This window comes from Caulobacter sp. S45 (assembly GCF_009765965.1).
In the GTDB taxonomy this organism is placed as follows: Bacteria; Pseudomonadota; Alphaproteobacteria; order Caulobacterales; family Caulobacteraceae; genus CAHJWH01.
In genome coordinates this window covers 262329-275538 of the sequence record NZ_LMUL01000017.1, presented here as the reverse complement: position 1 = coordinate 275538, position 13210 = coordinate 262329, and the positions used below count along the sequence as shown (strand labels likewise).

Sequence of the window (13210 nt, the reverse complement as noted above, 5' to 3'; positions counted from 1 at the left end):
GCCCGTAAACCCGGCTGTCAAGCCATCAAGATGGTTCCAGGCCCTAGTATTTCGCCTCTTGCGGGACGATCCGAACGAAGGCGAAGCTGGGTCCCGCGCCAGGCGACATCCATGCGCGGTGCATGAAGCTCGGCCGAAGGTGAAGCATGACGTCCCAATCCCCGTCCGGCGAAGCCGCTCGACGCGAGCTGGCGAACTCCACGCCCGACCTGTCGGCGTTCTGGATGCCCTTCACCAACAACCGGTTCTTCAAGGAGAACCCGCGCCTGCTGGCCTCGGCAGAGGGCATGTACTACCGCACGCCCACCGGCCGCCCGATCCTGGACGGGGTGGCGGGGCTGTGGTGCGTCAACGCCGGCCACGGGCGGCGCGAGATCGTCGAAGCGATCCAAGAGCAGGCGGCGATCCTGGACTTCGCCCCGACCTTTCAGCTCGGCCATCCCAAGGCGTTCGAACTCTGCACCCGCCTGGCCGCGATCATGCCGGAGGGGATGGACCGCATCTTCCTGACCAATTCGGGATCGGAGTCGGCCGACACCGCGCTGAAGATCGCGCTGGCCTATCAGCGCGCCCGCGGCCAGGGCGGGCGCTTTCGGCTGATCGGGCGGGCGCGCGGCTATCACGGGGTCAACTTCGGCGGCATGTCGATGGGCGGCATCGGCGGCAACCGCAACGCCTTCCAGGCTCAGGTGTGGGGCGTGGACCACCTGTCGGCGACCTACAGCCCGCAAGCGGCCTTCTCGCGCGGCCAGCCGAAGGCCGGCGCCGACATGGCCGACGAGCTGGAGCGGCTGGTCGCCCTGCATGGGCCGGACTCCATCGCCGCGGTGATGGTCGAGCCGGTGGCCGGATCGACCGGCGTGCTGGTCCCGCCCGAGGGTTATCTGCAACGGCTACGCGAGCTCACCGCCAGGCACGGGATCGTGCTGATCTTCGACGAGGTGATCACCGCCTTCGGGCGGCTGGGCGGAGCGACGGCGGCCGAAGTTTTCGGCGTGGTCCCCGACATCCTGACCATGGCCAAGGGACTGACCAACGGCGCGGCCCCCATGGGGGCGGTGGCGGTCAGCCGGACCCTGCACGACCAGATCGTGGACTCCGCGGCCCCCGGCATCGAGCTGTTCCACGGCTACACCTATTCCGGCCACCCCCTGTGCGCCGCCGCCGGCCTGGCGACGCTGGAGTTGTACGAACGCGAGCAGCTGTTCCAGCGCGCCGCCGCGCTCGCCCCCTATTGGGAGGACGCCGCCCATTCCCTGCGCGAACGGAGCAAGGTGATCGACGTGCGCAATATCGGCCTAGTGGCGGGGATCGAGCTGCAGCCCCGCCCCGGCGCGCCCGGGGCCCGGGCGATGGAGATTTTCCACCGCTGCTTCGACGAGGGGCTGCTGATCCGCGTCACGGGCGACATCATCGCCCTATCGCCGCCGCTGATCGTCGAGACGGCGCAGATCGACGAGATCTTCGGCCGGCTGGCGCGGGTGATCGACGAAACGCCGTGACGCCGGAGAGACCAGAACGGGCAGCTTTCGGACCAGCCATCAAGAAGATGAGCAATAAAATTCTTACCGAAAAATATCCATTATAGTCACGACTTTGTGGACCCACAACATTGACCCCGCCGCCTTCTTCATTCCCCGAGCTGCAATATCTTCAGCCCCATCGCTTTCAAGTATTTCAGCCACGGACTCTGAAATTCCACTTAGGCTTCTACGATCAAAAAATTTAATTTCCTCTTTTGAAAAAGAAGCACTTAATGTGCTGCTGAATTCCGACACAACACAAGACCCTCTTATCATAGCATTAATAGCTCGCTCGCATCCCCCATTACCTGCATTCAAATTTACTGCAACCTTGGCATCACCATATAATGCGATTGCCTTCGGAAAGGGAATATTCGGAATAAATCGAACGTTTTTATGCTCAGATAGAAATTCTTCCCAACCGTCACCGCAAACGGTTAATGAGATACCTGAGCTTGCCAAATTTTTGAGAGCTTTGATCCGGTCAAGATGGCGGACATAGGTTAGAGCTGCGCGCAATAACGGGAATATATCCTTATTTAAGGCTAAGCCATTATATCCCAGATCATCAAGGGTATTTTTATAGGAATCAATTAAAGACGCCTCGGGATCTTCAATTAAGAAATCTACGACGCGCGCAATGATCCGCTTAGCGGGACTATCTTCAAGAGCCTCCCAATGACGTATCGGAAGACCATTCCACGTGGCAGCCGCGAAGACGTCCATGTTGCGGTCCGCGAAATCTTTCACGACAATGTCGCTAGGATCGGCTCCTGGTAATAGAACAGTATTGCCACCAATCAAACCCGCAGCTTCGACAAACCTTATATGATTGACATTTGGATAAATCGAATGGCGGCGAACGGCAGGATTGGATATAAAATGATCAATATATATTGGATGATCGAATTGCCACCCCAAAAAATTAACACCCAAAGCATCATAAATCGATATTCCGTTATCAATCGTGGCGTCACCCATAAAAGAACTAAAAGAAATCACAACATCATATCGATTATGTATTAACGTAGATACAAAATTGCTGGAGTTATCAGGATAGTCAAATACATCGGCATCAACGCCATAGGCACGAAAAGCTTCACATAACGATCTAGTGAATATACTGTATATATGTTGCTCATCCAGGGTGCGGATTAGCATAATTCGCATGTTCAATCCGCCTCATGTCGGCAATCCGTAGCGGGTATCGCTCGCCAAAGGCCTCACGATAGCGTGAGAAAACTTCCAATTCAATTTTAATCATGATCAAAAACTACACGAGAAGGTAAAACAGGCAATGCAAAACCAGATAGAGAAGAAAAGCAGTCTCGTCGTGGATATCAAGGCCTGACCATCTGGCGAGCCGCCATTTCGCTTTTGGCTCCAGCCCGAACCTGATCGGCCATCTTCCGTCTGGCGTCAGACCTAAAAGTCCGCGGGACGGGGATTGCGGCGCTTGGATCGAATGCCTAGTTGCTCACTGGCCTTCGCCCGGCGCGATAGCCGTTCGCACACCACGACATCGGCTCGCTGACGCTACAGGCATGGCCGACAGGTTCCGGGAGAATCCGATGTATCGCGACACGCAGCTCTTCATCGATGGGCGCTGGACCGATGCAAAGGGCAAGGAGACCCTGCCGGTCCATAGCCCCGCCACCGGCGAGGTGATCGGCCAGGTCGCCCACGCCCGCATCGCCGACCTGGACCTCGCGCTCGAGGCGGCGGAGCGCGGCCAGGCGGTGTGGCGACGAACCCCGGCGCGCGACCGTGCGGCGATCATCCGGCGCGCCGGCGTGCTGATGCGCGAGCGGGCCGAAGCGATCGGCCGCCTGATGACGATGGAGCAGGGCAAGATCCTGGTCGAGGCGATCGGCGAGGTCGAACGCACGGCCGACACCAACGAGTGGCTGGCCGGCGAGGCGGTGCGCATCTATTCGCGCGGCATCCCGTCCCGCGCCGAGAACGTCACCCAGGTCGCCCTGCGCGAGCCGATCGGGATCGTCGCCGCCTTCACGCCGTGGAACTTCCCGGTCAACCAGCTGGCCCGCAAGGCCGCCGCCGCGCTGGCCGCTGGCTGCGCCATGATCGCCAAGGGACCCGAGGAGACGCCGGCCTCCTGCGCCGCCCTGGTCCAGGCCTATGCCGACGCGGGCCTGCCCCCCGGCGTGTTGAACCTGGTCTACGGGACCCCGGCGGAGATTTCCGAATACCTCATCCCCCATCCCCTGGTGCGCAAGGTGTCGTTCACCGGCTCCACCGTGGTCGGAAAGCATCTGGCGGCCCTGGCCGGGCGGCATATGAAGCTGACCACCATGGAGCTTGGCGGTCACGCGCCGGTGCTGGTGTTCGGCGACGTCGACGTTGAGGCGACCGCGCGCATCATCAGCGGCGCCAAGTACCGCAACGCCGGCCAGACCTGCATCACCGCCACCCGCCTGCTGATCGAGCGGCCGATCTACGAACCCTTCGTCGAGGCCTTCACCAAGGCCGCCAAGGCCGTGAAGGTCGGTTCGGGACTGGACCCGTCCTCGCAGATGGGTCCCGTGGCCAACCCCCGCCGGCTCGACGCGATGGAGCGACTGGTCGCCGACGCCGTGGACAAGGGCGCGCGCCTGACCACGGGCGGACGCCGGATCGGCAATAGCGGCAACTTCTTCGAACCCACCGTGCTGGCCGACATCCCGCTGGAGGCGGCGGCGATGAACGAGGAGCCGTTCGGCCCCCTGGCCCTGATTAGGCCGTTCGACACCCTGGACGAGGCGACGACGGAGGCCAATCGCCTGCCCTACGGCCTGGCCGCCTACGCCTTCACCACCTCGCCCACGACGGCGCAAAAGGTGAGCCGGCAGGTGCAGAGCGGCATGCTTTCGGTCAACCACTTCGGCCTGGGGCTCGCCGAAACGCCTTTCGGTGGGATCAAGGACAGCGGCTACGGCTCCGAAGGCGGCAGCGAGGCGATCGAGCCCTATCTGCAGACCCGTTTCGTCACCATGGCCGACCTCTAACCGACCCCCATGCTCCGTCGCGACGCCGTCGCGATAGGTACATATCAATCCGATCAACGTCCGGCGCGGGCCGGGCTTGGAGATGAACATGCAAGTCAAAGCCTATGCTGCCCAGTCCGGCGATACACCCCTTTTGCTCTCCGCCGTCGAACGGCGTGAGCCCGGCCCCAAGGACGTGGCCATCGACATCCTCTTCTGCGGTGTCTGCCACTCCGACCTGCACACCGCACGGGGCGAATGGCCCGGCATCCAGTATCCCTGCGTTCCCGGCCACGAGATCGTCGGGCGGGTGACCGCGGTCGGCGGCAAGGTTTCCAAGGTCTCGGTCGGCGATCTGGTCGGGGTCGGCTGCATGGTCGACAGCTGCCGCACCTGCCATTCCTGCGAGGACGGGCTGGAGCAGTACTGCGAATACGAGCACGGCTTCACCGGCACCTATAACGGCTTCGCCTTCGGCGGCGGCCCCAACACCTTCGGCGGCTATTCCGCCGCCATCGTGGTGGACGAACACTTCACCCTGAAGATCACCCATGCGGAAAAGGATCTGGCGGCGGTGGCGCCCCTGCTCTGCGCCGGCATCACCACCTGGTCGCCGCTGCGTCACCACAATGTCGGGCCGGGCAGCAAGGTCGGGATCGTGGGGATCGGCGGCCTGGGCCACATGGGGGTTAAGCTCGCCCATGCGCTCGGCGCCCACGTGGTCGCCTTCACCACCTCGCCCTCCAAGCGCGAAGAGGCGTTGAAGCTGGGCGCCGACGAGGTGGTGGTCTCCAAGAACGCGGACGAGATGGCGGCCCACGCCGGCAGCTTCGACTACATCCTCAACACCGTCTCGGCCCCCCACGATCTGGACGCCTTCACCATGCTGCTCAAGCGGGACGGGGCTCTGACGGTGGTGGGCGTGCCTGCCACCCCGCACCCCTCGCCCAACGTCGGCATCCTGATCATGGGCCGCAAGAGCATTGGCGGGTCGGTCATCGGCGGCATCGCCGAAACCCAGGAGATGCTCGACTTCTGCGCCGAGCACGGCATCGTCGCCGACGTCGAGATGATCGCCATGCACGACATCGAGGCCGCCTACGCCCGGATGTTGAAGAGCGACATCAAGTACCGCTTCGTCATCGACATGGAGACGCTGAAGGCGGCGTGATCTTGCTCCCTCCCCCTGGAACGGGGGAGGGCCGGGGTGGGGGTGGAAGCAGCGTGCTTAAAGGATAAGGCGCCGCCAACCACCCCCACCCTCCCATTGCTGTCGCAACGGATCCCTCCCCCCTACGAGGGGGAGGGATCAAGGGGCCAGCCAGACCATCATGCGCGTATCGGCCTCCTGGCCACGGCCCAGGCTGAAGCGCCGCTCCACGTCGCCGGTGTAGAGGAAGCCCGTCTTCTCCAGCACCCGAGCGGAAGCCAGGTTGTCGGCGAAGTGGCTGGAGAGCACCGCCCGCTTGCCCCATCCCTCGTGCGCCCAGACAAGCGCTGCATGCACGGCCTCGGTGGCGAAGCCGCGGCGGCGGAACGTGTGGCCCAACCAGTAGCCGACCTCCATCAGGCCGGACGGGGGGTGGCGGTGAAAACCGGTCATGCCGATAGGGCCGAAATCGCGGTGTTCGATCAGCAGAGGCCGGTCCTCGCGCCCGTCGCCGGCCGCCATCTGAGAGATGAAGGCTTCGGCGTCGGACAGGCGATAGGGATGGCGGATGCCGGTGGTCATCCGCGCCACCTCGGCGTCGTTGGCCAGTTCGGCGATGTAGACCGCGTCCTCAAGCTCAGGCGAGCGCAGGATCAGCCGGTCCGTTTCGATCCTGGCCCTCGGCCTGGGTTCGGGTTGTAGCGCGCACATATCTCCCCCTCGCCGGTCCAGCCGGCGCGCCCGAGGGGAAACGAAAACGGAGGAGCCCGGCGATCCGGACTCCCCCGCGGGACTTCGATGCGATCCGGATCGTCAGGGCGATCCGGTCGAAGGGATCGCGATCTATTCAGCGGCCTCGGCGGCCATGGCGACGGTATCGTTCGCCGGGATAATGCTCACATAGGTTCGGTCGTTGCGCTTGGTGGTGAACTTCACCGCCCCGGTCGCCGTGGCGAAGAGGGTATGGTCGCGCCCGAGGCCTACGTTGTCGCCCGGCCAGAACTTGGTGCCGCGCTGACGCACGAGGATGTTGCCGGCAAGAGCCTTCTCGCCGCCGAACTTCTTCACGCCGAGGCGCTGGCCGGCCGAGTCGCGGCCGTTGCGGGAGGAGCCGCCGGATTTCTTGTGAGCCATGTTTGCTCTCCTACGGTCTTAGGGTTCAGGCTTCGCTGTCGTCCGCCGCGGCCTTCTTGGCGCGGGCGGGCTTGGCGGGCTTCTTGTCTTCGGTGGCCGCTTCGACGGGCGCTGCTTCGACGTGAGTCTCGGCGGCCGTCGCTTCGACCGACGTCTCGACGGCGGTTTCGGCCTTGGGGGCCTTGGCGCGGGCCGGCTTCTTGGCGGGCGCTTCAGCCTCGACGGCGGGAGCGGCTTCGACCGCCGGAGCGGTCTCGGTCACAACCGAGGTCGCGCCGCGCTGGGCCAGGTTGCGGGCCCGTTCGCGCAGGATCAGACGCGTGGTCAGATCGACCTCGCCGTCCCACTTGATGCTCTGGCCGGCGCCTTCGAGGCCGGTGATGCGCAGGACGCTCTCCAGCTGACGGTGGCCCTTGGTGCGGCGATAGCCCTGGCGACGGATCTTCTTGAAGACCTTCACCTTGTCGCCCTTGCGGGTCTCGATCAGCGTGGCGTTGACCACCGCGCCGTCGACGACGGGGGCGCCGATGGTGACTTCGCCGTCGGCGCCGCCCAGCATCAGCACATGGTCGAAGGCGACATTGGCGCCGACGTCGGCTTCAAGCTTCTCCACCACAAGGAGATCGCCGGGTTGGACCCGGTACTGCTTTCCGCCGGTCTTGATCACCGCGTACATAGGAAAACGCCCTGAAATTCGGCGCGGGATCCGCGCAAAAATGAAGCGCCCGCGAGCGAGCCCGCGGGCGAAGAGCGGCGGACTATAGTGATCCAGCCGCCCGAGTCAACGAAGGACTCCCCTCCTCCCGACGGAAGGAAGGGGTCCGGACGGGGTCAGGCCTTCAGGCTCTCGTCGATGCCCTTACAGGCCTCGACCAGGCCCTGCACCGACTCGATCGATTTGGCGAACATCGCCTTTTCGGCCTCGTCCATAGGGAATTCGATCACGCGCTCCACGCCGCCCGCGCCGATCACCACCGGCACGCCGACATACATGTCCTTGAGGCCGTACTGGCCCGAGAGGTGGGCCGCGGCCGGCAGCACGCGCTTCTTGTCCTTAAGATAAGAGCTGGCCATGGCGATGGCGCTCTCGGCCGGGGCGTAGAAGGCCGAGCCGGTCTTGAGCAGGGCGACGATCTCGCCGCCGCCGCCGCGCGTGCGCTTGACGATCCCGTCGAGGTCTTCCTGCGACAGAGCGCCCTGCTCGACCAGCACGTTCAGCGGCAGGCCGCCGACAGTGGAGTAGCGGGTCATCGGCACCATGTCGTCGCCATGGCCGCCGAGCGTCCAGGCATGCACGTCCTGCACCGATACGCCCATCTTCTCCGACAGGAAGTAGGCGAAGCGCGCGCTGTCCAGCACGCCGGCCATGCCCACCACCTTCTCGGCCTTCAGGCCCGAGAACTGGCGCAGCGCCCAGACCATGGCGTCCAACGGGTTGGTGATGCAGATGACGAAGGCGTCGGGCGCATGGGCCTTGATGCCCTCGCCCACGGCCTTCATGACCTTCAGGTTGATGCCCAGCAGATCATCGCGGCTCATGCCGGGCTTGCGCGGCACGCCGGCGGTGACGATGCAGACGTCGGCGCCGGCGATATCGGCATAGGCGTTGGCGCCCTTCAGCGAGACGTCGGAGCCGAACACGCTGGTGGCTTCGGCGATGTCGAGCGCCTTGCCCTGGGGCACGCCCTCGGCGATGTCGAACAGGATCACGTCGCCCAGCTCTTCGCGGGCGGCCACGTGGGCCAGGGTGCCGCCGATCATGCCGGCGCCGATCAGGGCGATTTTCGCACGAGCCATCGCGTGGAGTCTCCAGAGCCGTTCAAGTCATTGATGGCGGGCGGTCTAGACCCGGCGCTGCGCGTGGGCAAGTGCATAGCCCCTCTCCCCTTGCGGGAGAGGGAGGGGCCCGTTGCGTCAGCGATGGGAGGGTGAGGGGTCGCGCCGGGGAAAGACGCTAGGTGTTCGTCGACCCCTCAACCTTCCCACGCGTCTATCGACACGCGGGCCCCTTCCTTCTCCCGCAAGGGGAGAAGGAGATTCAGCGTCCACCCAGCTCGCGCGCGAAGAACTGCAGATAGGTGCGCCAGAGCTGGAGCGGCCGGTGGTCGTCGTCGATATGGTGGCGCTGGCCCGGGTACAGCATCAAGTCGAACGGCGTGCCCAGGCCCTGCAGCTTCGCCATCACCGCAATGGAGTTGGAGAACTGCACATTGTCGTCGGCCATGCCCTGCAACAGCAGCAGCCGGCCCGACAGGTCGCCCAGGCGCGGGACCACGGCGGAGGCGTCGTAGGCCGCCGCATTGGTCTGCGGCATGCCCATGTAGCGCTCGGTATAATGGGTGTCGTACTCGCGCCAATCGGTCGGCGGGGCCCCGGAGGCGCCGGCCCGGAAGTGGGTGCGCGGATCGGTGAGCAGGCGCAGGGTCATGTAGCCGCCGTACGACCAGCCCATCACCCCCACCCGATCCGCCTGCACGAACGGCAGCGAGCGCAGGTGCTCCAGGCCGACCAGCTGGTCGTCCACCTCGACCGAGCCCAGGCGGTTGGCGATCGCCCCCTCGAACTTCATGTCGCGGTTGGCCGAGCCGCGGTTGTCGAGCTGGAACAGCACGTAGCCCGCCTCCAGCAACAGCTTCTCGTTGGGCGGCCGCCAGGCGCGCTGCACCTGCTGCACGCCGGGACCGCCGTAGACCTGGACGATGGCGGGATATTTGCGGGCCGGATCGAAGCCGGCGGGCTTCTGCAGGATATAATGCAGGTCCTGGCCGTCCTCGCTCTTCAGCACCCCGAACTCGGGCTCGGGATAGCGGCGGGCGTAGGCGAAGAACGGGTGGCCGGCGTCCAGCGCGTTCTGCTCGATCCAGCTCAGGCGACGGCCGTCGGGTGCATAGAGGGCGGTCTGCGGCGGGGTGAGCGGGTCGGAATAATAGCCGACGAACGCCTTGGCCGACTTCGGCATGGTGGCGGTCCACCAGCCGTGGCCGTGGGTGACGGCCTGGGGCTCGCCCGGCGTGCGGTAGGAGACGACGTAGAGCTGGCGCTCCACCGGCGTGTCCTTGGACGCCAAGAAGTAGACTAGGCCCTTGGCTTCATCCACGCCCGCCACGCCGGTCGCATGCGCCCCAGCGCCGGAGGCGGCTCCGGTCACCGGCCAGTCGCCGTGGGTGATCGCATGCACCAGGGTCCCGTCGCGATGATAGAGATAGAGGTGATTGGCGCCCGTGCGCTCGGACCCCCAGATGAAGTCACCGTCCTTCAGCGCGTAGAAGTCGTCGTTGAGGTTGATCCAAGGCGTCTGGCGCTCGGTCAGGATCGTCTTGGCCGCGCCGGTGGCGGGATCGATCCGCAGCAGGTCGAGGGTCTTCTGATCGCGGGTCTCGCGCTGGACATAGAGGTCGCGTCCGTCGGCCGACCAGTTCACCCGCGCCAGGTAGATGTCCGGATCGGCGCCGAGATCGACCTTCACCGGCTTGGCCCCGGCTTCGGGCGCCTGGATATAGAGTTCGATCCCGACATTCGGCCGCCCGGCCTTGGGATAGCGCTGCTGGGTGATCTTGGAGCCTTCGACCCCGATCTCCAGGCGCGGCAGGATATCGACCGGGCCTTCGTCTACCCGCGCATAGGCGATGGCCTTGTCGCCAGGCGCCCACCAGTAGCCGGTGTAGCGGTCCATCTCCTCTTGGGCGACGAACTCCGCCAGCCCGTAGCTGACCGGTCCCTGGCCGGCGGTGGTGATCGCCCGCTCATGGCCGTCGGCGAAATCGATCACGTACAGGTTCTGGTCGCGCACATAGCTTGCGTAGCGGCCGAGCGGGGAGACCTTGGCGTCGCTGATCCCAGAGCCGCCCGCATCCAGCTTGACCACCTGCCCGCTGACGGCGTCGGCGGTGTAGAGATCGCCGCCGGCCGGGATCAGGATCCGCTTGCCCTGCTCGTCCCAGCGATAGTCGATTACGCCCGACAGGGCGGCGACGCGCTGGCGCTCGCGACGGTTCTTCTCGACCTCGGTCAACTGCTGGCCAGGCGGCTCCAGAGTCTGGCCCGAGACCAGCAGGCGGGCCTGTCCGCCGGCCACCGGCGCGGCCCACAGGTCGAGCTTGTTCTGATTGGTGGTCTCGGCCTTCAGGTAGGTGACCCAGCGCCCGTCCGGCGACACCTCCACGCCCCGCGCCGAGGGGCCCGACAGGGACGGGCTGGAAAACACCCGCTCGGGCGTCAGCGCGCCTTGCGGCGGCGGCTCGGCGGCGAAGGCGAGGACAGGCAGGCCGGCCGCCAGGGCGGCGAGGAGGGACGCTTTCATGACGTAATGCTTAGCTGGCCAAACGGCCGCACGGCAATGGGTGGCGCGAAGCCCCCCCTCACCGCCCCGACTTCGCGCCCGGCCGCTCGCGCATGACGTCCCACCAACGGCGCAGGTTCGGGCAGTCCCCGGGGAACTCGAACCGGATCAGCCGGCCAAACCCGACCGAGGCCGCCGCCACGATGTCGGCCATGGTCAGCCGGTCCGCGCCGAGGAAGGGGCTGTCGCCCAGGCGGCGCTCGAACAGCGGCAGGTAGGTCTCGATGATGCGGCCCTCGCTCGCGGCTCGCTCCGGCGATTGCGGCCCGAGCGTGGCCAGCGCCGGCAGGCTGTTGCGCACCGCGAGCATCAGCGGCGTGGCGAACAGCAATTCAGCCCTGCGGGTCCACATCTCGATCACCGCCGTCTCCAGCGGATCGCGGCCGAACAGGTTCGGCTCGGGATGCAGGCTTTCCAGATAGCGGCAGATGGCGATCGATTCGGAGATCACGGTCCCGTCGTCCAGCTCCAGCGCCGGGACCAGGGGAAGGCCGGCCTTGGCGAGGTAGGCCGGCGCGCGGTGCTCGGCCTTCATGGTCTCGGTGCGCACCACCTGGATATCGTCGATGCCCTTCTCGGCCATCAGCCAGAGCACGCGGCGCGGATTGGGGGCGAAGGGGTCGCTGTAGAGCTTCATGGCCCTAAGCCTTGACCCCGAACAGCACGTTCGGCAACGCCCCGATCAGGGCGCCGGTCATGCAGGTGGCCAGGAAGCCGGCCATCAGCGCGCGCCACACCAGGCCGAACACCTCGCCCCGCCGCTCCGGCGCCAGCACCCCGAACCCCGAGGCGGTGATGCCGACCGAGGCGATGTTGGCGAAGCCGCAGATCGCATAGGTCAGGATCATCCGGGTGTGGCCGCCGATCACGTCGGCCGGCGTCTTGCCCAACTGGATGAAGGCGGAGAACTCGGTCAGGACCAGCTTGACCCCGAGCAGTCGGCCCGCCGCCGCCGCTTCCCGCCAGGGCGCGCCGATGGCCCAGGCCAACGGGGTGAAGACCACGCCGAGCATGCCCTCCACCGTCACCGGCTGTCCGCCCAGGCGCGGGGCCAGGCCCAGCAGACGGTCGACCAGCGAGACCAGGGCCACGAACACGATCAGGCTCGCCCCCACGTTCAGCGCCACCTGCAGCCCGTCGCCGACGCCGCGGATCACCGCGTCGGTGGAGCTGTCGTAGCGGCGGTCGGTCCCGTATTCGCCGGCCTCCGTCTCCTCGCCGGGCTTGGGTGGGATCAGGATGCGGGCCAGCAGCACGCCAGCCGGCGCGGAGATCAGCGAAGCGGTGAGCACGTGGGCGGCGGCGTTGGGCAGCGTGCCCTTCAAGAGCGCCGCATAGGCCACCATGGTCGAGCCGGATACACAGCTTAGCCCCACCGTCATCAGGGTGAACAGTTCCGAACGGGTCAGCTTGTCGAGATAGGCCCGCACGAAGATCGGCCCCTCGACCTGGCCGAGGAAGATGGTGGCGGCGGTCCCCAGCGCCGGGGCGCCCCGTAGGCCCAGCGTCTTCTGGAACACGAAGCCGAACGCACGGGTGATCACCCGCAGCACGCCCCAGTGCCAGAGCAGCGCCGCCAGCGCGCAGACCACCAGGATCACCGGGATCACCCGGAAGGCGAACAGGTAGAGCGGGCCGGGATTGGTCACGCTGAACGGCTGGTCGCCGCCGGCCAGGTAGCCGAACACGAACTGGGTGCCGGTCTGGGTCGAGCCGGCCAGGGCGTCGACGCCCGCGCCCACCGCGTTGAGCAGGCCCTGGGCCGGCTTGAAACCGAACAGCACCAGCAGCAGCGCCAGTTGCACGCACACAGCGCCGGCGGCCAGCTTGAACGGGAACCGGCGTCGATCCTCCGAGACCAGCCAGCACACGGCCATGATCCCGAACAGCCCGATCAGGCTCTGGGCGTTGTTCCAGCCGTACATGCGTCCCCCCCGGGCGATCGCGTCCGATCCGTATGACCACGAAGGGCGCGGCGATGACAAGCGATGGACGCGGACCCAGCGGTCGCGCGGGCGTTACTGCGATTTAACTAGGCTCCTGCCGCGCCAGGCCTTTCACTAGGGAAATCTTCAACGCG

General features: G+C 65.8%; 11 protein-coding genes. 3 read left to right on the top strand and 8 right to left on the bottom strand.

Annotated elements, in window-relative coordinates:
* The first annotated feature begins 146 nt into the window (after positions 1-146).
* Positions 147-1502 carry an aspartate aminotransferase family protein gene (locus GSQ87_RS21075; protein ID WP_158918443.1) on the top strand — a complete coding sequence of 452 codons (1356 nt, stop codon included), beginning with the start codon at positions 147-149 and terminating at the stop codon, positions 1500-1502.
* A 63-nt stretch (positions 1503-1565) separates the two neighbouring features.
* On the opposite strand, the gene GSQ87_RS21070 is transcribed toward GSQ87_RS21075, so the two are convergent.
* A complete protein-coding gene (locus tag GSQ87_RS21070) occupies positions 1566-2693 on the bottom strand; it encodes a hypothetical protein (RefSeq protein ID WP_158918441.1) in 1128 nt (375 codons plus the stop codon).
* Positions 2694-3094: 401 nt separating this feature from the next.
* Between GSQ87_RS21070 and GSQ87_RS21065 the strand changes: the two genes are divergently transcribed.
* Positions 3095-4528 (top strand): NAD-dependent succinate-semialdehyde dehydrogenase, encoded by a 1434-nt coding sequence (locus GSQ87_RS21065; protein ID WP_158918439.1) that lies wholly within the window; start codon positions 3095-3097, stop codon positions 4526-4528.
* A gap of 82 nt (positions 4529-4610) precedes the next feature.
* On the top strand, positions 4611-5678 hold the full coding sequence (locus GSQ87_RS21060; RefSeq protein ID WP_305764195.1) for an NAD(P)-dependent alcohol dehydrogenase: 1068 nt from the start codon (positions 4611-4613) through the stop codon (positions 5676-5678).
* 138 nt (positions 5679-5816) lie between these two features.
* On the opposite strand, the gene GSQ87_RS21055 is transcribed toward GSQ87_RS21060, so the two are convergent.
* The 7 genes from GSQ87_RS21055 to GSQ87_RS21025 all read right to left on the bottom strand — a co-directional run bounded on the left by GSQ87_RS21055 (position 5817) and on the right by GSQ87_RS21025 (position 13055).
* Positions 5817-6368: a GNAT family N-acetyltransferase gene (locus GSQ87_RS21055; RefSeq protein WP_158918435.1), complete on the bottom strand. Its 552-nt coding sequence runs from the start codon at positions 6366-6368 to the stop codon at positions 5817-5819.
* Between the two features lie 132 nt (positions 6369-6500).
* Positions 6501-6791 carry a 50S ribosomal protein L27 gene (rpmA, locus tag GSQ87_RS21050; RefSeq protein ID WP_158918433.1) on the bottom strand — a complete coding sequence of 97 codons (291 nt, stop codon included), beginning with the start codon at positions 6789-6791 and terminating at the stop codon, positions 6501-6503.
* A 25-nt stretch (positions 6792-6816) separates the two neighbouring features.
* Positions 6817-7467, bottom strand: a complete 651-nt coding sequence (gene rplU / locus GSQ87_RS21045) for a 50S ribosomal protein L21 (protein ID WP_158918431.1) — start codon at positions 7465-7467, stop codon at positions 6817-6819.
* 155 nt (positions 7468-7622) lie between these two features.
* Complete coding sequence (gene mdh / locus GSQ87_RS21040; protein ID WP_158918429.1) at positions 7623-8588, bottom strand: malate dehydrogenase; 966 nt, start codon at positions 8586-8588, stop codon at positions 7623-7625.
* A gap of 241 nt (positions 8589-8829) precedes the next feature.
* Positions 8830-11091, bottom strand: a complete 2262-nt coding sequence (locus GSQ87_RS21035) for a S9 family peptidase (RefSeq protein ID WP_158918427.1) — start codon at positions 11089-11091, stop codon at positions 8830-8832.
* A gap of 58 nt (positions 11092-11149) precedes the next feature.
* Complete coding sequence (locus tag GSQ87_RS21030; protein ID WP_158918425.1) at positions 11150-11767, bottom strand: glutathione S-transferase family protein; 618 nt, start codon at positions 11765-11767, stop codon at positions 11150-11152.
* Positions 11768-11771: 4 nt separating this feature from the next.
* On the bottom strand, positions 11772-13055 hold the full coding sequence (locus tag GSQ87_RS21025) for a NupC/NupG family nucleoside CNT transporter (RefSeq protein ID WP_158918423.1): 1284 nt from the start codon (positions 13053-13055) through the stop codon (positions 11772-11774).
* Positions 13056-13210 lie beyond the last annotated feature (155 nt).

Bases quoted from the DNA above. Each gene is read 5' to 3' on its own strand.
- GSQ87_RS21055 (WP_158918435.1), bottom strand. From the start codon at position 6,368: ATGTGCGCGCTACAACCCGAACCCAGGCCGAGGGCCAGGATCGAAACG.
- GSQ87_RS21035 (WP_158918427.1), bottom strand. From the start codon at position 11,091: ATGAAAGCGTCCCTCCTCGCCGCCCTGGCGGCCGGCCTGCCTGTCCTC.
- rplU (WP_158918431.1), bottom strand. From the start codon at position 7,467: ATGTACGCGGTGATCAAGACCGGCGGAAAGCAGTACCGGGTCCAACCC.
- GSQ87_RS21060 (WP_305764195.1), top strand. From the start codon at position 4,611: ATGAACATGCAAGTCAAAGCCTATGCTGCCCAGTCCGGCGATACACCC.
- GSQ87_RS21070 (WP_158918441.1), bottom strand. From the start codon at position 2,693: ATGCGAATTATGCTAATCCGCACCCTGGATGAGCAACATATATACAGT.
- GSQ87_RS21030 (WP_158918425.1), bottom strand. From the start codon at position 11,767: ATGAAGCTCTACAGCGACCCCTTCGCCCCCAATCCGCGCCGCGTGCTC.
- GSQ87_RS21065 (WP_158918439.1), top strand. From the start codon at position 3,095: ATGTATCGCGACACGCAGCTCTTCATCGATGGGCGCTGGACCGATGCA.
- GSQ87_RS21025 (WP_158918423.1), bottom strand. From the start codon at position 13,055: ATGTACGGCTGGAACAACGCCCAGAGCCTGATCGGGCTGTTCGGGATC.
- GSQ87_RS21075 (WP_158918443.1), top strand. From the start codon at position 147: ATGACGTCCCAATCCCCGTCCGGCGAAGCCGCTCGACGCGAGCTGGCG.
- rpmA (WP_158918433.1), bottom strand. From the start codon at position 6,791: ATGGCTCACAAGAAATCCGGCGGCTCCTCCCGCAACGGCCGCGACTCG.
- mdh (WP_158918429.1), bottom strand. From the start codon at position 8,588: ATGGCTCGTGCGAAAATCGCCCTGATCGGCGCCGGCATGATCGGCGGC.